The organism is Nonomuraea muscovyensis (genome assembly GCF_014207745.1).
GTDB classification, from domain to species: domain Bacteria; phylum Actinomycetota; class Actinomycetes; order Streptosporangiales; family Streptosporangiaceae; genus Nonomuraea; species Nonomuraea muscovyensis.
Genome location: NZ_JACHJB010000001.1, coordinates 1,146,296 through 1,165,903 on the forward strand (window position 1 = coordinate 1,146,296; position 19,608 = coordinate 1,165,903).

Below are 19,608 nucleotides of genomic sequence, written 5' to 3' on the forward strand. Positions count from 1 at the left end.
GGCGGAACTCACGGCGCGCCGACGGGCAACCCAGCGGCGCTTCCGGCGCGCGGCGGGCGAACCCGGCGAGGATTCCGGCGCGTCAGCGGGCGAACTCGGTGGCGCGGGACTCGCGGACCACGGTGATGCGGATCTGGCCCGGGTAGGTCAGCTCCTCCTCGACCTGCTTGGCCACATCACGGGCGATGACCTGGGCCTGGATGTCGTCGATCGCGTCGGGCTTGACCATGACCCGGATCTCCCGCCCGGCCTGCATGGCGAAGACCTTGTCCACGCCGTCGTACGACTGCGCGATCTGCTCCAGCCGCTCCAGCCGCTTGACGTAGGCCTCCAGTGACTCACGCCGGGCGCCGGGACGGCTGCCGCTGACGGCGTCGGCCGCCTGGGTGAGCACCGCCTCGACGGTGCGGACCTCCACCTCGTTGTGATGCGCCTCGATGGCGTGCACCACGTCCTCCGACTCGCCGTACCGGCGGGCGATCTCCGCGCCGATCAGCGCGTGACTGCCCTCGACCTCGTGGGTGAGCGCCTTGCCGATGTCGTGCAGGAGCGCGCAGCGCTTCATCAGGCGCTGGTCCAGCTTGAGCTCGGCCGCCATGATCCCGGCGATGTGGGCCGACTCGATGAGGTGCTTGAGGACGTTCTGCCCGTAGGAGGTGCGGTACCGGAGCTGGCCGAGCAGCAGGGTCAGCTCGGGATGCATGTCGGTGATGCCCAGCTCGACCAGGGCGTCCTCGCCCGCGCGGGCGCACAGGTCCTGCACCTCGGCCCGGCTGCGCTCGTGGGCCTCCTCGATGCGCTGCGGGTGGATGCGGCCGTCGAGCACGAGCTTCTCCAGGGTCAGCCTGGCGGTCTCCCGGCGTACCGGGTCGAAGCAGGACAGCAGCACCGCTTCGGGGGTGTCGTCGATGATCAGGTTGACGCCGGTGGTCGACTCGAACGCCCGGATGTTGCGCCCCTCGCGGCCGATGATGCGGCCCTTCATCTCGTCGCCCGGCAGGTGGAGCACGCTCACCACCGACTCGGCCGTCTGCTCGGCCGCCAGCCGCTGCACCGCCAACGTCACGATCTTGGTGGCGCGCTTCTCGCCCTCCCGGCGGGCCTCGCCCTCGATCTCCCGGATGATGAGGGCGGCCTCGCGCTTGGCCTGGTTCGCGATCTCCATCACCAGCTCGGCCTTGGCCTGCTCGGCCGTGAGCCCGGCGACCCGTTCGAGGATGGCCCGCCGCTCGTCCTCCACCTGCAGCAGCTCGGCCCGCCGGTCGGCCAGCTCGATCTCGGTCTCGGCCAGCTTGCGTTCGCGTTCGGCCTGTCTGCGGGCCTCCTCGTCGAGCCGCTGCTCGCGTTCGGCCAGGCGGCCCTCACGACGTTCGAGGTCGGCGCGCAGTTCCTTGAGCTCGGACTTGAGTGTCCGGCTCTCCTCCTCGACCTCGCGCCGCATCTGCACGGCGCTCTCGGCCGCCGCCTCCGACCTGCGCAGGATCTCCTCGGCGTCCGTCCTGGCCTTGCCGCGGATCTCACCGGCCTCCTGCCGGGCCTGCTCCAGTTCGTCGTTGACGGCCTGCACCTGCTCGGAGGTGGGCTGGGACGCCTGCGGAACGCTGCCGGACGTGCGCCGCACCACGATCAGCAGCGCACCGATCATCCCGAACGTGAGCAGGAGCACCGCCACCGACAGCACCACGACAAGCGGCCCCATGTGCGCCCTGCCCTCCTCGCCTCGTCACACCACAAAGGCAGTGGTCAATTGCGGGAGGGGTCACCTGCGCAGCACGGAAAGCCTGTCGGCGTCATCGCCGTGACCGCACCACGACGTGTGTCGTGCGCACGCCAAGGCTGACCGGGCACCGGCCTGGGCAGCCGGCACCTGGCCTGTCTCGATCGACCAAGCTCGTTCGTCCGTTGTTCACCGGTATGGCAATCCGCTGCGCGGAGTAACTCCCTCACTGCCGTCGAGGTTATGCGTCGAACAGGTCACGAGCAAGCAAACGCGTTATCAAGCGTGTCTTATGGGTCATCATCTCTTCGGTCGGCAACATATTCCCGTTCCACGAGAATTTCCCCACATTCGCTCCGCCGCTCCCCAACGACCTCCTGTGCCCTGTTTCGCCGAAAGCCCCAGAACCGACATCAGGTCCACCCGACCCCGGCGCACCCCCCACCCCCTGTCAGGCCCGCAGCCGCAGCCCTCGAGGTGTCGGATGGAAGCCCGCCTCCTCCAGCGCGGCCGCCAGCGGGGACTCCACGATCGAGGCACCGTCGGCCCGCTCGACCGTCAGCTTGCCCAGCGCCCCGTCGCGCACGGCCAGCGCGAGCGCGTCCACGGCCGGTTGCAGCCGTTCGTCGTCGGTGAACGACAGCAGCGTCTTGCCACCCCGCTCCACATAGAGCACCAGGAACCCATCGACCAGCACCACGAGCGCCCCCGCCTTCCGGCCGGGCTTGTGCGAGACGTCGCCGGGATGCGCCGGCCACGACAGCGCGGCCCCGTACGGGTTGGCGGGGTCGGCGGCGGCGAGCACCACGGCCCTGCGCGTCCCACCGGCGCCCGCACCGAGACCGCCGTCGCCGCGACCACCTATCCCTCGATCACCCACGCCATGACCACCACGACCACCTACCCCGCGATCACCCACACCACGACCGGCACCAGGTCCCTCACCGCGACCACCCACGAGGTGATCACCCTCACCACGGCCGCCCACATCTCCGGGCAGCGACGGCAGGCCATCCCCGCCGGCCGGGCCCTCCGGCGCACCCGCGCCGCCACGCGCCCCCGGCGCGATCCCCGGAGCCATGGCACGCATGCGATCCACCGCACCCGGCAGCGCGAACTGCGCACCCCCGAGCCCTTCCACGAAGTAGCCCCGACGGCACCGCCCGCTCTCCTCGTAGGCGCGCAGCACCTGGTAGACCGGCGCGAACCCACCGGGCAGCCGCTCGGACGTCACCGCCCCCCGGGTCACCACGCCGTGCCGTTCGAGCAGCGCCTCGGCCTGTGCCTGGGCGCGCACGGTCGCGTCGGCGGCAGGCGCGGGCAGCAGCCACCACCGCCCGCCCACGGTCGGCGGCCCGCTCCTGGTGGGCAGCACGGCCCGGCGGCGCCGCGTCGTCGCCGGGCGGTGCGCGGGACGCCCGGAGCCCAGCGTGGCCCGCAGCGGCGCCAGCGTGTCGCCCGACACCCGCCCCGCCCACACCAGGTCCCACAACGCCGTGGCCAGCGCAGCGTCGTCGAGGGAACCGAGCCGGTCGGACAGCCCGCGGAAGAACAGCGCCCCTCCCCCGCCGAGCGCCTCCAGCACCTGTTCGTGCAGCGGCGTCATGGTGATCTCGCCGGGCTCGGGCAGCAGCAGCGGCGCGGTGTCGGCGAAGTAGAGGCACACCCAGCCGTCGCCGCCCGGCAGCGACCCCTGCCCTGCCCACATCACCTCGCCGGACGAGGTCAGCTCGTCGAGCAGCGCCGGATGGTAGCCGGGCACCCGCGACGGCAGCACCAGCGTCTCCAGCGCCGAGGCGGGCACGGCGGCACCCTGGAGTTGCTCGATCGCGTGCACCAGCGCGTCCATCGCCCGGGCCGTCCCGACGCCCCCGGCACCACGTGACCCGCCGGGAAGGGTCGAGCCACCCGCGCCGGACCCACCGGTGACGCCGTGCCAGGCGGACAGGAAGACGGCGAGCGTCTCCGGCGCTACCGGCTCCACCTCCTTGCGCAGCCGGGCCAGCGACCTGCGCCGCAGCATGCGCAGCACCCCGGCGTCGCACCACTCCTCACCCCGGCCGCCCGGCCGGAACTCGCCGGCGACCACGCGCCCCGAGCCGGCCAGCCGGTGCAGCGCGTCGCCGACCACCGCCACGCCGAGCCCGAATCTGGCCGCCGCCGAGCCCGCCTCGAACGGCCCCCGCGTACGGGCATGCCGGGCGAGCAGGTCGGCCAGCGGGTCGGGCACGGGCTCAAGGAACGCGTGCGGGACCCCGACCGGCGGTGGCACGCCCAGCGCGTCGCGCATCCTGGCGGCGTCCTCGATGGCCGCCCAGTGCTCCTCGCCCGCGATCCGCACCCGGATGGCGCGGCGGGCCCGTTCGAGCTCCTCCAGCCAGGCCGGGTCGCCGCCGCGCACGCTCACGTCGGGAGACAGCAGCGGGCCGTGCGAGCGCAGCAGGTCGGCGAGGTCCTCCACGTCGCGCAGCGGCCGGTCGAGCCGGGCCAGCTCGCGCTCGGCATCGGAGATCACGTCGGGGTCGAGCAGCTCGCGCAGGTCGGCCTGGCCGAGCAGCTCGGCCAGCAGCGTGGTGTCGAGCGCGAGGGCCTGCGCCCGCCGTTCGGCCAGCGGCGCGTCGCCCTCGTACATGAACGCGCCCACGTAGTGGAACAGCAGGGACGCCGCGAACGGAGACGCCTGCGAGGTCTCCACCTCGACGACGCGCACGCTGCGAGCGGCGATGTCGCGCATGAGCCGCACGAGCCCCGGCACGTCGAACACGTCCTGCAGGCACTCGCGCATCGTCTCCAGCACGATCGGGAACGAGGCGTAGCGCGAGGCCACCCCCAGCAGGTGGGCAGCCCGCTGGCGCTGCTGCCAGAGCGGGCTGCGCCGCCCGGGGATGCGGCGGGGCAGCAGCAACGCCCGGCCGGCGCACTCCCGGAACCGCGACGCGAACATCGCCGACCCGCCCAGCTCCTCGGTGACGATCTGCTCGATCTCCTCCGGGTCGAACGCCGCCACGTCGGACGGCGGCTCGGCCAGCGTGTCGGGGATGCGCAGCACGATGCCGTCGTCGGAGTGCACGGCCTGCACGTCGACGCCGTAGCGCTCACGCAGCCGCCGGTTGACGGCCAGCGCCCAGGGGGCGTGCACCCGAGCGCCGTACGGCGAGTGGATGACCACGCGCCAGTCGCCCAGCTCGTCGTGGAAGCGCTCGACCAGCAGCGTGCGGTCGTCGGGCACGTAGCCGGTGGCCTCGCGCTGCTCCGCCAGGTAGGACAGCAGGTTGGCCGCGGCGTACTCGTCCAGGCCGGCCGCGCGCAGCCGCTCGGTGGAGCCGCCGCCCGCGTGCTCGCGCAGGAAGGAGCCGATGGCCCGGCCCAGCTCGGCGGGCCGGCCGGGGGCGTCGCCGTGCCAGAACGGCAACTTGCCCGGCTGGCCGGGAGCGGGCGAGACGAGCACCCGGTCGGCCGTGATGTCCTCGATGCGCCAGGACGTCGCACCGAGCACGAACACGTCGCCGACGCGCGACTCGTAGACCATCTCCTCGTCCAGCTCGCCGACCCGGGAGGACTTCTCCCCGACGAGGAACACGCCGAACATGCCGCGGTCGGGGATCGTGCCGCCATTGGTCACCGCGAGCCGCTGCGCGCCGGGCCGGCCGCGCAGCGTGCCCGTCACCCGGTCCCACACCACGCGCGGCCGCAGCTCGGCGAACTCCTCGCTCGGATAGCGCCCGGCCAGCATGTCGAGGGTGGCCTCCAGCGCCGAGCGGGGCAGCGTCGCGTAGGGGGCGGCCCGTTTGACCAGGCCCTCCAGCTCGTCGACGGTCCACTCGTCGAGCGCGGTCATCGCCACGATCTGCTGGGCCAGCACGTCGAGCGGGTTGCGCGGGTAGCGCAACTCCTCGATCTCGCCGCTCTTCATCCGCTCGGCCACCACGGCCGTCTGCACCAGATCGCCCCGGTACTTCGGGAAGATGACGCCCTTGGACACGGCACCCACCTGGTGACCGGCGCGACCGATGCGTTGCAGCCCGCTGGCCACGCTCGGCGGTGCCTCGACGCAGGCGACCAGGTCGACCGCGCCCATGTCGATGCCGAGTTCCAGGCTGGAGGTGGCGACCACGGCGGGCAGCCGGCCGGACTTGAGCGCCTCCTCGATCTGGGCCCGCTCCTCCTTGGACACCGAACCGTGGTGGGCGCGGACGATCTCGGAGATCGCCCCCTTGCTCGCCCCGGCCTGCGCCATCATCTCGGCGGGCATGCGCCGCACGGGCTCGGGCATCGCCCGGCCGCCGCCCGGGCTCGCGTCGGGCGTGCGCCCGGTCTGCGGGCCCGTGCGCCCCGCAGGCCCGTCCGCGGCGGTCTCCCAGATCGACAGGTCCACCGGCTCCGCCCCGCCGCGCGCCCGGTCGTGGGCCAGCTCGTTGAGTCGGGTGCACAGCCGTTCGGCCAGCCGCCTGGAGTTGGCGAACACGATCGTCGAGTCGTGGGCCGCGATCAGATCGAACAGGTGCTCCTCGACATGCGGCCAGATCGACCGGTTGGCCGGCTCGGCGGCGAACTCCTCACCGCCCGCCGGGCGCGGCGCCGCCTCGGTCTGCGTCATGTCCTCGACCGGGACGACCACCTCGACCTCGATGCGCTTGTCGGAGGGCGGCTGCACCACGGTCGCCGGCCGGGATCCGCCCAGGAACGCGGCCACCTCGCTCACCGGGCGGACGGTCGCCGACAACCCGATGCGCTGCGCCGGCCGGTCGAGCAGCGCGTCGAGCCGCTCCAGGCTCAACGCCAGATGGGCGCCGCGTTTGGTGGCGGCCACCGCGTGCACCTCGTCCACGATGACCGTGCGCACGCCGCGCAGCGCCTCGCGAGCCTGGCTCGTGAGCAGCAGGAACAGCGACTCCGGCGTCGTGATGAGGATGTCGGACGGCTTGGCGGCGAAGCGCCTGCGGTCGTCGGCGGGCGTGTCACCGGAGCGGATCGCCACCGAGATCGCCGGCACGGGCAGCCCCAGCCGTCTGGCCGTCTGCTCCAGACCGGCCAGCGGGGCGCGCAGGTTGCGCTCGACGTCGACGGCCAGCGCCTTGAGCGGCGAGACGTAGAGCACCTTGGTGCGCTTCTTACCGGCGTCGTCGTCGGCCGGCCCGGCCGCCAGCCGGTCGAGCGACCACAGAAACGCCGCCAGCGTCTTGCCCGAGCCGGTCGGCGCCACGACCAAGGTGTTGTCACCGCGGGCGATGGAGGCCCAGGCGCCCTCCTGCGCGGCGGTGGGCGCGGCGAAGGCTCCGGTGAACCATTGCCTGGTCACCTGGCTGAAGTGGTCGAACGAGCTCACCCAGCCATAGTGCCTCGCCGTACCGACAAAAAGGCACCGTGGCCCCGGCGGGCGGTTGAGCGGGGGCACAGGCGGACATAGAGCCACCGTGGGCATCGACTACGCAGCCATAGAAGCTCGCCGCGAAGGCATCAAGGAGCGCCATCTCTTACCGCGCCGGCCTCCGAGCAGTGCCCGCGGCCTGCACCACTTCGCCCTGATCTCGTCGGACGTGGAGCGGACGATCAGGTTCTACCAGGAGCTCCTCGAGTTCCCGCTCACGGAGATCTTCGAGAACCGCGACTACAAGGGTTCCAGCCACTTCTTCTTCGACATCGGCAACGGCAACCTGCTCGCCTTCTTCGACTTCCCCGGGCTCGACCTCGGCCCGTACCAGGAGGTGCTCGGCGGGCTGCACCACATCGCGATCTCCGTCGACCCCGTCACCTGGGAGCGGCTGCGCGGGAAGCTGGAGGTGGCCGGCGTGCCGCACCGGATCGAGAGCGGCGCCTCCATCTACTTCCGCGATCCCGACGGCGCCCGTCTGGAGTTGCTCGCCGACCACCTGGGAGAGATGTACGGCGCACGCGTGCTGTGACCCCGCCGCAGCGGGCCGGCTAGCGCCGCGACGCCCTGCGCGTCCTCGGCATGCCCGCCCGTGGCGTGCTGTCGACGGCCGCGTGCCGTTCGGACCTTTCCGCTCTCTCCTTCCGTACGGCGAGGCGCTGCGCGAGCCGCAGGACGCGGCGCCTGGCGCGGTTGGCCTTGGTCTTGGCTGTCTTCGGGGGTGAAGGCTTCTTGGCCATGCGGGTGTCCTACCCACGCCCGTCGCCGTTCCATACTTGAGTGATGCGCCTGACCGAGTTCTGGAGACGGATGCGCGCCCATTTCGGCGACGCTTATGCCGATTCGTGGGCCCGCGACTACGTGCTGGCCCCGCTCGACGGCCGCACGGTGATGCAGGCGCTGGCCGAGGGCGAGAGCGCCAAGTCGGTCTGGCGGGCGGTCTGCCAGGTGGAGGACGTCCCGCCCCGCCTGCGATAGCGGGCTCACCCGGGCGGCGGCGGGTCGAGGGTGTCCCTCAGCGCGCGGGCGGTGCGGTCGAGGTCGTCGGTCCGTCCCTGGCCGCCCGGCGACCACAGGAAGACCCACCCGTCGGGGGTGAGCGCGGCGAAGACGATCGTCTGACGGCCGGTCCCCGGATGCCAGACCCGCAGCATCGGATCATCGCCGCCCATCATGCGGCCCACCAATCCGTGCGCGGGCAGCATCTCGGCGAGAGCCCGCAGATGGGTGCGCCGTTCCCCGGTGTACGTGCTCGACACGTCGCCGCCTCCAACCCTCAACGGAGAATCTCCCCGCCTTGCGACGCCCGCGATCCTGTACGGCGAAATAGCCCGAAATTTCGTGACTTCAGGCTGTACGAGAGCCGGCCGACCCCGTCACCACCACCCCCTCCCACCGGCGCGCCCGACGCTCCACCATGAGCCCCACTCCCCTGATCGCGCGGCACCCTCGCCCCCGCCGCCCCGGGCACCACCCATCGTCCGCGCCGCCCCTCGACCAGAACCCGCCCTCGGCGGTCTGCTCGGACCCGCACCCTGCCTCGCTCTCCTCGTGCCTCTCCCTGGGCTTCTTCGCCGTCATCCCGCCGTGGGGGCTGTGGCTCTTGCGCACTCCCTGCGGTCCGGGCACTGCCGCGTCAAGAGGTTCTCGAAGGTGTGGGCAGAGGATGTCGAGAACGGCCTGGCGGCTCCGTCTCCGGGGCGGACGCGGCCACCGTGGCGGCACCACACCAGGGAGACCCAGCATGACGATCCATCGGATGGACAACGTCCTCATCGTTGTCGACGACCTTGACGCTGTTATTTCGTTCTTCGTCGAACTAGGCATGGAGCTGGAGGGCAAGGCGCCGATCGAGGGACGTTGGGTGGAGCGTGTCATCGGGCTCGACGACGTCCGACAGGACATCGCCATGCTGCGGACCCCGGACGGCCACGGCCGAATCGAGCTGGCGATGTTCCACACGCCGAAGGTGATCAGCGCCGAGCCGAAGGACGCGCCGGCGAACACGCTGGGCATTCGTCGCATCATGTTCGCCGTCGACGACATCGAGGACGTCGTCGCCCGCCTGCGCACCCACGGCGCCGAACTCGTCGGCGAGCTGGCGCGGTACGAGGACAGCTATCGGCTCTGCTACGTCCGCGGCCCCGAGGGCATCATCGTCGGACTGGCCGAGCAACTCGGCTGAAGGCCGCCGAAGGTACCGGGAGAACCATCCGGGCACCCGCGCCCGGACCGCCGGTCGCGTACGCGCCCCCGAGCCCACCGCCACCCCTGACGACCTGGTACCCCGTGCCAGGCGAGCGCCGGTGACACGAACCTGATGATCGTCAAGGTTCGGTGGCACAGGACGACTCCGAACGGACTCCCGTGCAGCAGCGTGTTCGCGGTGTGATCGAACAGTCGTTCGGCTACCATGGGACCTGCCGGGCCACGTCTTCCCCGGCATCAGCAGAAAATGTCGGTGGCAGGCCGTAGCTTTCACTCGACCGACCGACCACGACCCTGCAGGGGGAGTTCCCATGGCTATCAACGACCGCGAGAAGGCCCTCGAGACCGCCCTCGCACAGATCGAGAGGCAGTTCGGCAAGGGCTCCGTCATGCGCCTCGGCGATGACGCGCGAGCCCCCATCGAGGTGATCCCCACGGGGTCGATCTCCCTTGACGTCGCGCTGGGCATCGGCGGCCTGCCTCGCGGCAGGATCGTCGAGATCTACGGCCCGGAGTCCTCGGGTAAGACCACGGTCGCGCTGCACGCCGTGGCCAACGCACAGCGTGCGGGCGGCATCGCGGCGTTCATCGACGCCGAGCACGCCCTCGACCCCGAGTACGCCAAGAAGCTCGGCGTCGACACCGACGCGCTGCTGGTCTCGCAGCCCGACACCGGTGAGCAGGCGCTCGAGATCGCCGACATGCTGATCAGGTCGGGCGCCGTCGACATCATCGTCATCGACTCCGTCGCCGCGCTGGTGCCCAAGGCCGAGATCGAGGGCGAGATGGGCGACAGCCACGTCGGCCTCCAGGCCCGCCTGATGTCCCAGGCATTGCGCAAGGTCGCCGGCGCGCTCAGCAGCACCGGCACCACCGCCATCTTCATCAACCAGCTGCGCGAGAAGATCGGCGTCATGTTCGGCTCGCCGGAGACCACGACGGGCGGCAAGGCACTCAAGTTCTACGCCTCGGTCCGGATGGACATCCGCCGCATCGAGACGCTCAAGGACGGCACGGAGGCGGTCGGCAACCGCACCCGCGTCAAGGTCGTGAAGAACAAGATGGCCCCGCCCTTCCGGGTCGCCGACTTCGACATCCTCTACGGCGTGGGCATCTCCCGCGAGGGCGGCCTGATCGACATGGGCGTCGAGCACGGCTTCGTCCGCAAGTCCGGTGCCTGGTACACCTACGAGGGCGACCAGCTCGGCCAGGGCAAGGAGAACGCCCGCAACTTCCTGAAGAACCACCCCGACATGGCCAACGAGATCGAGAAGAAGATCAAGGACAAGCTGGGCGTGGGCCCGCGTCTCGACGCTCCGGCCGAAGCCCCCGCCCCCGCTCCGGCCGCAGCCCCGTCCGGCCGCGGTTCCAAGGCCGCCACGCCGAAGCCCGGTGACGTCTGATCGGTCGCCACATGAGTGACACCGATCCGGCGAAGGCGCCTCAAGCTCGCGACTGGGGCGCCTGGCCCGACTCCCCTCCCTCATCCGCCGGGGGCTCCCGTTCGTCCCACGCCAGGAGCCGCCGCGACCTCCCCTCCCCGGACGACGACCCCGTCGGCTCGAAGGGCGCTCCCCCCTCGTCCGACCGGGGCGGGTCCGCATCGTCATCCGGGGGCGGCTGGCCGTCGGTGACCGAGTGGCGCGAACGCAAACGCCGCCCAGCGGACTCCGCCGCCTCCCCCCAGGAGCACGACGCGAGCCCCGCTCCAAGCGGCATGACCGTCCAGGGGGCTTCCCGAGGCACCACGACACCAGACCACGAAGCATCTCAGGACAGCGCGGCCGCAGATCACGAAGCACCCCAGGTCGGAGCACCATCAGATCGCGCAACACCCCAGGGCGGCGTGGCCCTGGATCACGGGGCCCTCGCAGCCGACCTCACCGCGGGATTCGCGGCCCCGGGAGCCGGTGGTGTGCCGGGGTCCAAGCTCCCCACCGCCAGTGACGGCCGAGGCACCGGCGACGTCGCCGACGGCGCTCGGGACGCGGGTGCCGGTCCAGGTGTCGGTGACGCTCCGGCCTCTGGTGACGGTCGGGACGCCGGTGGTGTTGCGGGTGCCAACGACTCAGGAGCGGGTGGGTCCGCAACCCGCAGGTCCGAGGCGGGTGGATCCGAAGCCGGTGGGCTCGGGGCCGGGTGGTCGGGAGCTGGTGGAGGGCCCCGGGCCGGGGACGAGGCCACCTCCTGGTGGTCACCCGCCCCCTTGCTGCCCCCCGAGGAGGGGAGCGAGCCGGAGAACGCGCGTAAACCTCGTCGTGGCCGGCGGACGGGCGGCCGGGCCGGTGGGCGGCGCGGTCGTGCTGCGAGTGCGAACGAAGGATGGCTGCCCGACGGACCCGATGACGGCCCGAAAGCCGCCACCGCACCGGACGCCGATCCCGAGGCGGTGGCCCGGGCCATCTGCCTCCGGCTGCTGACGATGGCCCCCAAGACCCGCGCCCAGCTCGCGCAGGCCCTGCGCAAGCGCGACGTGCCGGAAGAGGCTGCGGAGGCGGTGCTCGACCGCTTCTCCGAGCTGGGGCTGATCAACGACGAGGCATTCGCCGAGGCGTGGGTCGACTCCCGCCATCACGGCCGCGGCCTGGCCAAACGCGCCCTGGCCGCCGAGCTTCGCCACCGCGGGGTCGACTCCGACACGGTCAACGAGGCCGTTGAGCGGCTCGACCCCGACCAGGAGCTCGAGACGGCCCGTCGCCTCGTGGAGCGTAAGCTCGCCTCCACCCGCACCCTCGACACCCAGACCCGCACCCGCCGGCTCGCCGGCATGCTCGCCCGCAAGGGCTACCCTCCGGGCCTCGCCTTCCGGGTCGTCAAGGAGGCGTTGGAGCAGGAGGGCCTGGAGATCGACGACGACTTCCCCTAGCTCAGGCCACTCCGACTCGCCGATCAAGCCAGAAGACCAGGCCCGAAGACCAGGCCCGGGGGCTCGGCCCTGAGGCCGGGCAGCCGAAAGCCCTGTCCGAAGGCCAGGCCTGGAGGGTGGCCAGCGGTTCGGCAGCCGAAAGCCCTGTCCGAAGGCCGGGCCCAGAGCTTGGGCCAGAAGCTTGGACAGCTGGGACAGGAGGCCAGGTCCGGAGTAGATCCGCGGGTCGGGTTCGACGGTTGGGTCCGACGGTTGGGTCCGACCGGGGTCCGCGGGTCGGATCCGCGGGTTGGGTTCGCGGATTGGGTTCGGAGGTAGAAGGCGGAAGCCTGGGTTCGGAGCCGGGACCCGAAGGTGGGTTCGGAAGCCGGGGTCCGGAAGCTGAGGCCGAAGCGGAAAGCGGGTCTGGGGACCGGTCCCAGAGCCACATCCACAGGCCGGGTCGAAGATCATCCTGGAGACCCGGTGCGAGAACCCGGTTGGAGGCGGCGACTGGGCGAAAGGCCTGGTATCCGTCGCCGAGCGGACCGGTGAGGACGCTCACGGCACTGCCGGCTGCCGAGCGGACACCTTCACCTGCTGGCCGGACCACATCTTCGAAGAGGACCGATGGACCATACCTCCACACAGGCAGCGGACCCGTCGCCGGGCGGCCCGAGCGCCCGGTCGATGATGGGCGTGCGCGGCGACGGCCTCGTCACGCTCCGCCAGTACACCCGGCCGGACGAGATCACCGGCGAGTCGGTCAGGGACCTGGTCGACTGCTGGATCGCGGTCACCAACACCGGAGGGGCGGCCGGGTTCCCGTTCCCGCCTGTCGACACCGCGCAGGTGACCCCCGTGGCCGACCGCATCATCGCGACCCTCGACCCCGAACGCAGCCGCCTGCTCGTGGCCTCCCTGGATGACATGCTCGCCGGCTGGATGCACATCCGCCGTGACCTCGACCCGCTGGTCGCGCACTGGGGAAGCGTCCACCACGTCCAGTCCCATCCCCTGCGCCGCGGCCGTGGCATCGGGTCGGCGCTCATGGAGGAGGCACGGCGGATCGCCCGCGAGGAGATGCGCCTCGAACAACTCCGCCTCACCGCCCGAGCCGGAGTCGGCCTGGAGGCTTTCTACACCCGGCTCGGCTGGCAGGAGATCGGCCGCTGGCCGAAGGCGCTACGCCTGTCAGCCGATGACGACCGCGACGAGATCCTCATGGTGCTGGCGCCCCTGTGACTCCGCGGCGCGCTTCCGGACCCGGTGACCCGGCCCCGCGGGTCGCGCTTCCGGACCCGGTGACCCGGCCCCGCGCCCTTGCCCGGGGCACGGGGTGTCAGGCCACGGTGGCCTCGATGAGGTCGTCCACCACGCCGGCCAGGTGGCCGTGGCGGGCGTGCATCTGACGCTGGCGCATCGCCCCCGACCCTCTGCCGAGCAGCCGGCCCAGGCCCTCCTCCACGAACGCTAGGTCACCCGCCTCCGCGAGCGCCCGCCGTACGTGGTGGAGGAGGCGGCCCGCCATCACCGGCGCCGGCACGAGCGTGCCCGCCCGGACGTCCAGGCTGTCGCCCGCGAGCCCGTCACGGGCGGCACGCCAGTAGGCCGCCCGCAGCACCTCTGACGGGATGGGGAGCCCTCGGTCGCCCCTGGTCACGTCCGCCAGCGCCGTCACCACCAGGGCGCGGATCAGCCCGATGAGGGTGAGGCTGTCGCTGACGTCCAGCGGCACGTCGGCGACCCGTACCTCAACAGTCGGCAGCCTCGATGACGGGCGCGCGTCCCAGTACACGGTCTTCGCGTCCATCAGCGCGCCCGACTCTGACAGCGCCCGCAGCGCTCCCTCGTAGGAGGCGAACGACGGGAAGTACGGCGGCGCGCCCGCCACGGGCCACCGGCCCCAGCTGATCACCCGCCATGACGCGTAGCCGGTGTCACGGCCGACGAAGAACGGAGAGTTGGCCGCGAGCGCGATCAGGGTGGGCAGCCAGGGGCGCAGGTGGTTGCCGACGTAGACGGCGTGTTCCTCGTCGGGCACGTCGACGTGCACGTGGAGGGCGCAGATGCTGATCTCGTCCTGGAGGGCACGGTAGAGCACCCGCCCCTGCTCGTAGCGGACGTCGTCGCTGAGCGGCGGCCGCATGACGTCGCCGAGGACGGGGATGCCGCTCGCCACCACGGCCAGCCCGCACGAGCGGGCCGCGCCCGCCACCTCCTTGCGGGCCACCCTCAGCCTCGCGCCCAGCTCGCTCAGGTCCGGGGAGGGCGCCGTACGGGCTTCGACCTGGAAACGCGTCACCTCCTGCTCCACGTCCAGAACGTCGGTCGCCGCGGCCAGCACCTCGGCCGCCCGGGGGACGACGTGGCGAGTGCGGGGATCGACGACGAAGTACTCCTCTTCAATCCCGATCATCGCAACCACGAACCACCTCGCAGGGTAGCCAGGGAGCCTCCGTACGATTTGTGCCCCTCATCACGTCTGGGGGAACTGTCCCTCCCCGCGCACAACCTGCTCTCCGCAGGGCATCAAAACCCGCCGTTTACGGAAGCTGCCGGACCGCGCTCTCTCACCCGTCTGTGTCTTACGCCCCTCCATGACGGCCGGCACGGGAGGGCCCACCCGCCGCACGGGGCCCCCTCTGTCCAGGGGAACGCTCCTCCGGCTCCCCGGCGGGCCGCCGTGACGTGCGCCTTGTCGGCCAGCTGGGTGACCGAGACCTACGCCCAGTTCCACCGGACACAGTGAGGCCACCGGTGCCGGAGCCGCGGGACCGCGCCGGCCCCTGAGCCTCAGGGCCGCATGGCCAGCCACAGAATCGCGTGTCGCGGGCGGGTGAGGCGGGCGGGTGAGGCGGAGGTCAACGCCACGAGAACAGGGCTGGGGCCGAAGCCGCACGGATCGGGGGGACACGCTGCCCGGCGGGCATCCGGCTCTTCGGCGTGAGGACGGCCGCCATCTGTGGATTCGCAGGGCATCGACGATGGTCACCCAGCCGCCGATCGCCTTTACGTTGTAGATCACACGCTGGGAGGCGCGGCCGACGGTCACCCCGCGTGGTGCGAGGCGTGGCAGAGGGTCGCTCGACCTTCTTGACCACCGAGCCGGCAGCCGGCTCCGGCAGCTTCGGATCCGAGTTGGGCCGCCGGTTCCCCCCGCGTGAAGATGCGGTTGAGCTGATGATCGATCAGAGCCACGGCCTCTTCAAGGGTCCGCTGTCCGAGCAGGACGCTCGGCTGGATGCCGTCGGCCTCCGCCACCAGGAGGGCGGGCCTCGGCGTTCGCCACCAGGAGGACGGGCCTCCGCGTTCGCCACCAGGAATGCGAGCCTCGGCATCCGCCTCGTCAGGACCGGTGACCCCCAGCGGCGCGAACGGCAGCGCCTGGCCCCGCGCCGATGCCGCGAACGGCGCGCTCAGCCTCGCCCCCGAGGACGCACACCCGATCGACATGAAGACCAGTCCCACCGACCGTCCTCACAGACCGTCCCACCAACCGGCCCCACCGACCGTCCCCACCGACCACCCACCAACCGGCCCCACCGACCGGCCACCCCTGCGGCCTCTGGTTCTGACGATCCACTCATCACCGGACGGCTCCCGCTGGCCGGAGCCGGGTCAGGCCGATGAAGCGGGTGATGAACGGCCCGGCGACGGCCAGCAGGAACACGTAGGCCGCCACGAGGGGTGCCAGGACGGGATGCCCCACCCCGACCAGGCCGACGATGACGATGGAGAACTCGCCCCGCGCGATCAGGGCGGTCCCGGCCCGGAGCCGGCCGCGGCGGCCGACTCCGTCGAGGGAGGCGGCGTAACCGCCGGTGAGCACCTTGGTGAAGCCCGTGACCACGGCCAGCGCGAGGGCGGCGGGCAGCACCGGCGGCAGCGCGGCCGGGTCGACCGACACGCCGATGGCGACGAAGAACACCGCGGCGAACAGGTCCCGCAGCGGCGCGATGACGGCCCGTCCCCGCTCGGCCGTCTCCCCGGTGAGGGTGAGCCCGACGAGGAAGGCGCCGACCGCGGCCGAGGCGTGCACGTACTCGGCCAGGGCCGCCACGACGAGGGTGATGCCGAGGATGCGCAGCATGAGCAGTTCGGCGTCGGGGTGGGAGACGATCCGGCCGATGTGGTGTCCCCACCGGTAGGAGGCGGCGAAGGCGGCCAGCACCGCGCCGACCGCGACGAGCACGCCGGCGACCGCCTGCCACCAGGTGCCCCCCGAGGCCAGCACGGCCAGGACCGGCAGGAAGGCGGCCATCGCGAAGTCCTCCAGGACCAGGACCGACAGGACGGCGGGGGTCTCCCGGTTGCCCAGCCGCCGCAGGTCGGTGAGCACCCGCGCGACGATTCCGGAGGAGGAGATGAACGTGGCGCCGGCCAGGGCGAGGACGCCGACGGTGTCCAGGCCGAGCAGCAGGCCCACCACCGCGCCGGGCGGTGCGTTGAGTGCCAGGTCCACGCCCGCCGACGGGACGTGGCGGCGCAGCCCGGCGGCGAACTCGGCGATGGAGAACTCCAGCCCGAGCGCCAGCAGCAGCAGGACGAGGCCGATGGTGGCCGCGGCGCGGATGAACTCCCCCGCGGCGGGCAACGGCAGGAAGGACCCCTCGCCGAGGGCCAGTCCGGCGAGCAGGTAGAGGGGAATGGGCGAGAGCGTGAGGCGACGGGCCAACGTGCCCAGCGTGCCGAGGACGACCAGGATGAGGCCGAGTTCCAGCAGCAGGGCGACGGAGACGTGCACGCGGTCAGCCCTGCAGGATCCGGTTCACGCCGGCGATGCCCTCGTCGGTGCCGATCACCACGAGGACGTCACCGGGACGCAGGAGTTGTCCGGGACCGGGAGAGGCGACGACCTCGTCGTCGCGGACGATCGCCACCACGGACGCGCCGGTGCGGGTGCGGGCCCGCGTCTCCCCCAGCGGGCGGCCGGCGAAGGTCGAGCTCTCGGGGACCCGCACCCAGCCCGAGCTCAGCCCGGGCACCTCCCTGCTCAGGTCGGCGAACCGTTCGGCGATCCGGGGGGCGCCGAGGATCTGGGCCAGCGTCTCGGCCTCGTCCTCGTTGAGCCGGAACACCGGCCTGCCCTCGTCGGGGTCGTCATCGTAGACCACCACCTCGAACTCGCCCGAGCGCAAGGCGACGACGCCGATGTGGTCGCCTTCGTGGTTGGTGAACTCGTAGCGCAGCCCGACACCGGGCAGGAGCACCTCGTTGACGTCCATCCGCCCATCATCGCGCCGGGCTGTCACCCGGGACGAATTCCGCGGACCAACCCGGCGTAACCGGGTGGTCCGCTGTTTCCCACGGCTACCGCCCGGGGGTGGCCGGGCCGTAGACGGCGTGGGGGGCGCTGGTGGTGAAGGCCCAGTAGCGGTCGCCGTAGGACCAGTGCCACCACTCCGTCGGGTAGTTGACCAGGCCGGCGGGTTCGAGGGCGGAGGCGAGGATCTTGCGGTGCTCGCGGGCGGTGTCGGAGATGCCGGGCGCGGCGGTGTAGCAGGCGCCCTCGCTCTGTTCCGGGGTGTCGTCGACGGCGGTGCCCATGTCGTACTCGGTGCCGTCGGGCGCGCAGAGGGTGAGGTCCACGGCGGCGCCGGCGGTGTGCGGCGCGATCTCGACGGGCGAGACGTAGCGGCTGGTGGCGGCGGCGAGCTCGTCGGCGTCCAGGTCGGGGAAGCGGGCGGCCAGCTCGGCCCGGTAGCCGTCGAAGATCGCGCGCTGGACGGCGATCGAGCGGTAGCCCTCCACGATGAGCAGGTGGTAGCCGTCGGGCAGGCTGCGCTCGGCACGTTCGAGGCGGGTAAGCAGCCCGGCGCGCAGGTGGCCGTGCACGCCGGCCGGGTCGCCGGGCCGCACCCGGAGCCTTCCTCGCGCGTCGACCAGGGGCTCGCCGCTCTCGTGGACGGGGATCGTCGTCACGCGCGGGTCGGAGATCAGCACGATGTCGCCGGGAGGGTGCCACATGTGCAGATATCCTCCCACAGCCGTCCCAGGTTCCCGGAACTCGCGTCCGCCCTCGGACGGCCCCGAGAACCGCCGGCGCTCCCGGCCGGGGCGCCCGCCGCGGCATCAGACAGCCGTATCAGACAGCGGCATCAGACGGCAGCATCAGATGGCAGGGTCAGGCGGCAGGGTCAGACGGTGTCGGAGAACACCTGTTCCCGGGCCTGCTCCAGGGCCGCGACGAGGGCTCCGCGCAGGACGGCGTTGCCCGTCAGGCCCGTGGTGACGACACTCGGCCTGCCGGGGCACACCTTGGCCACCGAACGCTCCACCCGATCGGCCAGGTCGGGGCCGCCGGCCCGGCCGATGTCGCCCGCGAGGACGATGAGGCCGGGGTCGAGGACGACGGTGACGGCGGCCACCGCCACGGCGAGGCGGGCGGCGAGCGCGTCGAGGAACCCCGCACGGCCCCCGGCGACGGCCGCCCCGACCAGCTCGGCAGCCGAGGAGCGGGCCGGCCCACGCTCGCCGCCCGAGGAGCCGACGGTGCTCAGGCCGTGCTCGCTCGCCAGTCGCAGCACCGCCTCGTGGCCGATGAGTCGCTGGTACGAGCCGGACTGGGGCCGGCTGACGTCGGCGGGGAGCGGCTCGCCGGGCACGGGCAGCCAGCCGATCTCGCCGGCGCCGCCGCTGATGCCGCGGTGCAGCCGGCCGCCGAGCATGACGCCGAGCCCCTGGCCGACACCGGCCCAGACGACCACGAAGTCGTCCTGGCCGGCGGCGGCGCCGTAGCGGTGCTCGGCCAGCGCGACGAGGTTGACGTCGTTCTCGATGGTGACGGAGGCGCCGAGCGCCCGCCGCAGGCTGGCGAGCACGCCGGTGTGCCAGGCGGGCAGGTCGTAGGAGAAGCGCACGTCGCCGGTGGCCGGGTCGACCACGCCGCGCGTGCCGATGACGAACGACCGCAGCCGCGCCAGGGTGATGTCGGCCGAGGCGCATGCCCGGCGCACGGCCTCGTGCACGGCGGCGACCGGGTCCTCGTGTCCGGCCGGGTCGACGACGATCTCGACGACCACCCGACCGGTGATGTCGGCGACGCCCACGGTGATCGCGTCGGGCAGCACCTCCAGGCCGGCGACGTGCGCGCTGGAGGGCACGACCCCGTACAGGGCGGCGTTGGGGCCGCGTCCGCCGGCCCGTTCGCCGGCCACCTCGACGAGGCCGCGTTCCTCCAGCCGGGACAGGAGCTGGCCCGCGGTCACCTTGGACAGCCCGGTGCGCGCCCCCAGCTCGGCGCGGGTGAGCGGTCCCTCGGACAGCAGCAGCTCCAGTGCCGAGCGGTCGTTCAACCGGCGCAGCAGCCTCGGGACACCCGGGTTCCGTGTCACGGGCGCTCTCCCCTCTCGTCACGATCCGCTAACGCCAGTTTCTTTTAAGAAAGTTTCTTGTTAGTTTAGCACCATTCAACCCTGACGATCAGCCTGGTGCGGACCACAGGCCTTGCACCCGACGAGCGCA

General features: G+C 72.3%; 16 protein-coding genes. 6 read left to right on the plus strand and 10 right to left on the minus strand.

All coding sequences use genetic code 11. The features are described from left to right. Positions 1-82: 82 nt before the first annotated feature. Both rny and FHU36_RS05450 read right to left on the minus strand, forming a co-directional pair. Entirely contained in the window at positions 83-1,699 is a 1,617-nt protein-coding gene (gene rny / locus FHU36_RS05445) for a ribonuclease Y (protein ID WP_185082688.1), read from the minus strand. A gap of 469 nt (positions 1,700-2,168) precedes the next feature. After that, positions 2,169-7,043, minus strand: coding sequence for an Lhr family helicase (locus FHU36_RS05450; protein ID WP_312891444.1), 4,875 nt, complete (start codon positions 7,041-7,043; stop codon positions 2,169-2,171). An 88-nt stretch (positions 7,044-7,131) separates the two neighbouring features. Between FHU36_RS05450 and FHU36_RS05455 the strand changes: the two genes are divergently transcribed. Next, a complete protein-coding gene (locus FHU36_RS05455) occupies positions 7,132-7,620 on the plus strand; it encodes a VOC family protein (RefSeq protein ID WP_185082690.1) in 489 nt (162 codons plus the stop codon). A gap of 19 nt (positions 7,621-7,639) precedes the next feature. On the opposite strand, the gene FHU36_RS05460 is transcribed toward FHU36_RS05455, so the two are convergent. After that, positions 7,640-7,828 carry a hypothetical protein gene (locus FHU36_RS05460; RefSeq protein WP_185082691.1) on the minus strand — a complete coding sequence of 63 codons (189 nt, stop codon included), beginning with the start codon at positions 7,826-7,828 and terminating at the stop codon, positions 7,640-7,642. A 43-nt stretch (positions 7,829-7,871) separates the two neighbouring features. On the opposite strand from FHU36_RS05460, the gene FHU36_RS05465 reads away from it, so the two are divergent. After that, on the plus strand, positions 7,872-8,066 hold the full coding sequence (locus FHU36_RS05465; RefSeq protein ID WP_185082692.1) for a DUF3046 domain-containing protein: 195 nt from the start codon (positions 7,872-7,874) through the stop codon (positions 8,064-8,066). Positions 8,067-8,071: 5 nt separating this feature from the next. Here FHU36_RS05465 and FHU36_RS05470 read toward each other — a convergent pair whose 3' ends face one another. Next, the gene (locus tag FHU36_RS05470) at positions 8,072-8,347 is read right to left on the minus strand and encodes a hypothetical protein (protein ID WP_185082693.1); all 276 of its coding nucleotides are present in this window, start codon (positions 8,345-8,347) and stop codon (positions 8,072-8,074) included. 500 nt (positions 8,348-8,847) lie between these two features. Between FHU36_RS05470 and FHU36_RS05475 the strand changes: the two genes are divergently transcribed. The 4 genes from FHU36_RS05475 (at position 8,848) to FHU36_RS05490 (ending at position 13,386) form a co-directional block, all read left to right on the plus strand. Then, on the plus strand, positions 8,848-9,273 hold the full coding sequence (locus FHU36_RS05475) for a VOC family protein (RefSeq protein WP_221496066.1): 426 nt from the start codon (positions 8,848-8,850) through the stop codon (positions 9,271-9,273). Between the two features lie 334 nt (positions 9,274-9,607). Next, positions 9,608-10,699, plus strand: a complete 1,092-nt coding sequence (recA, locus tag FHU36_RS05480) for a recombinase RecA (protein WP_185082695.1) — start codon at positions 9,608-9,610, stop codon at positions 10,697-10,699. Positions 10,700-11,013: 314 nt separating this feature from the next. After that, positions 11,014-12,162, plus strand: coding sequence for a RecX family transcriptional regulator (locus FHU36_RS44140; RefSeq protein WP_185084622.1), 1,149 nt, complete (start codon positions 11,014-11,016; stop codon positions 12,160-12,162). A gap of 609 nt (positions 12,163-12,771) precedes the next feature. Further along, positions 12,772-13,386 carry a GNAT family N-acetyltransferase gene (locus FHU36_RS05490; protein ID WP_221495778.1) on the plus strand — a complete coding sequence of 205 codons (615 nt, stop codon included), beginning with the start codon at positions 12,772-12,774 and terminating at the stop codon, positions 13,384-13,386. Positions 13,387-13,483: 97 nt separating this feature from the next. On the opposite strand, the gene FHU36_RS05495 is transcribed toward FHU36_RS05490, so the two are convergent. The 6 genes from FHU36_RS05495 to FHU36_RS05520 form a co-directional block, all read right to left on the minus strand. Next, the gene (locus FHU36_RS05495) at positions 13,484-14,560 is read right to left on the minus strand and encodes a carboxylate-amine ligase (RefSeq protein ID WP_221495779.1); all 1,077 of its coding nucleotides are present in this window, start codon (positions 14,558-14,560) and stop codon (positions 13,484-13,486) included. A gap of 632 nt (positions 14,561-15,192) precedes the next feature. Next, positions 15,193-15,612 (minus strand): hypothetical protein, encoded by a 420-nt coding sequence (locus FHU36_RS05500; protein WP_185082697.1) that lies wholly within the window; start codon positions 15,610-15,612, stop codon positions 15,193-15,195. 118 nt (positions 15,613-15,730) lie between these two features. Further along, the gene (locus FHU36_RS05505; protein WP_185082698.1) at positions 15,731-16,888 is read right to left on the minus strand and encodes a cation:proton antiporter; all 1,158 of its coding nucleotides are present in this window, start codon (positions 16,886-16,888) and stop codon (positions 15,731-15,733) included. A 4-nt stretch (positions 16,889-16,892) separates the two neighbouring features. Next, positions 16,893-17,369, minus strand: a complete 477-nt coding sequence (locus tag FHU36_RS05510) for a cation:proton antiporter regulatory subunit (protein WP_185082699.1) — start codon at positions 17,367-17,369, stop codon at positions 16,893-16,895. A gap of 85 nt (positions 17,370-17,454) precedes the next feature. Then, positions 17,455-18,111 carry a M15 family metallopeptidase gene (locus FHU36_RS05515; RefSeq protein WP_185082700.1) on the minus strand — a complete coding sequence of 219 codons (657 nt, stop codon included), beginning with the start codon at positions 18,109-18,111 and terminating at the stop codon, positions 17,455-17,457. Between the two features lie 170 nt (positions 18,112-18,281). Continuing rightward, complete coding sequence (locus tag FHU36_RS05520) at positions 18,282-19,478, minus strand: ROK family transcriptional regulator (protein WP_185082701.1); 1,197 nt, start codon at positions 19,476-19,478, stop codon at positions 18,282-18,284. Between the last annotated feature and the right edge of the window lie 130 nt (positions 19,479-19,608).

Bases quoted from the DNA above. Each gene is read 5' to 3' on its own strand.
- rny (WP_185082688.1), bottom strand. From the start codon at position 1,699: ATGGGGCCGCTTGTCGTGGTGCTGTCGGTGGCGGTGCTCCTGCTCACG.
- FHU36_RS05460 (WP_185082691.1), bottom strand. From the start codon at position 7,828: ATGGCCAAGAAGCCTTCACCCCCGAAGACAGCCAAGACCAAGGCCAAC.
- FHU36_RS05465 (WP_185082692.1), top strand. From the start codon at position 7,872: ATGCGCCTGACCGAGTTCTGGAGACGGATGCGCGCCCATTTCGGCGAC.
- FHU36_RS05475 (WP_221496066.1), top strand. From the start codon at position 8,848: ATGGACAACGTCCTCATCGTTGTCGACGACCTTGACGCTGTTATTTCG.
- recA (WP_185082695.1), top strand. From the start codon at position 9,608: ATGGCTATCAACGACCGCGAGAAGGCCCTCGAGACCGCCCTCGCACAG.
- FHU36_RS44140 (WP_185084622.1), top strand. From the start codon at position 11,014: ATGACCGTCCAGGGGGCTTCCCGAGGCACCACGACACCAGACCACGAA.
- FHU36_RS05490 (WP_221495778.1), top strand. From the start codon at position 12,772: ATGGACCATACCTCCACACAGGCAGCGGACCCGTCGCCGGGCGGCCCG.
- FHU36_RS05495 (WP_221495779.1), bottom strand. From the start codon at position 14,560: ATGATCGGGATTGAAGAGGAGTACTTCGTCGTCGATCCCCGCACTCGC.
- FHU36_RS05510 (WP_185082699.1), bottom strand. From the start codon at position 17,369: ATGGACGTCAACGAGGTGCTCCTGCCCGGTGTCGGGCTGCGCTACGAG.
- FHU36_RS05515 (WP_185082700.1), bottom strand. From the start codon at position 18,111: ATGTGGCACCCTCCCGGCGACATCGTGCTGATCTCCGACCCGCGCGTG.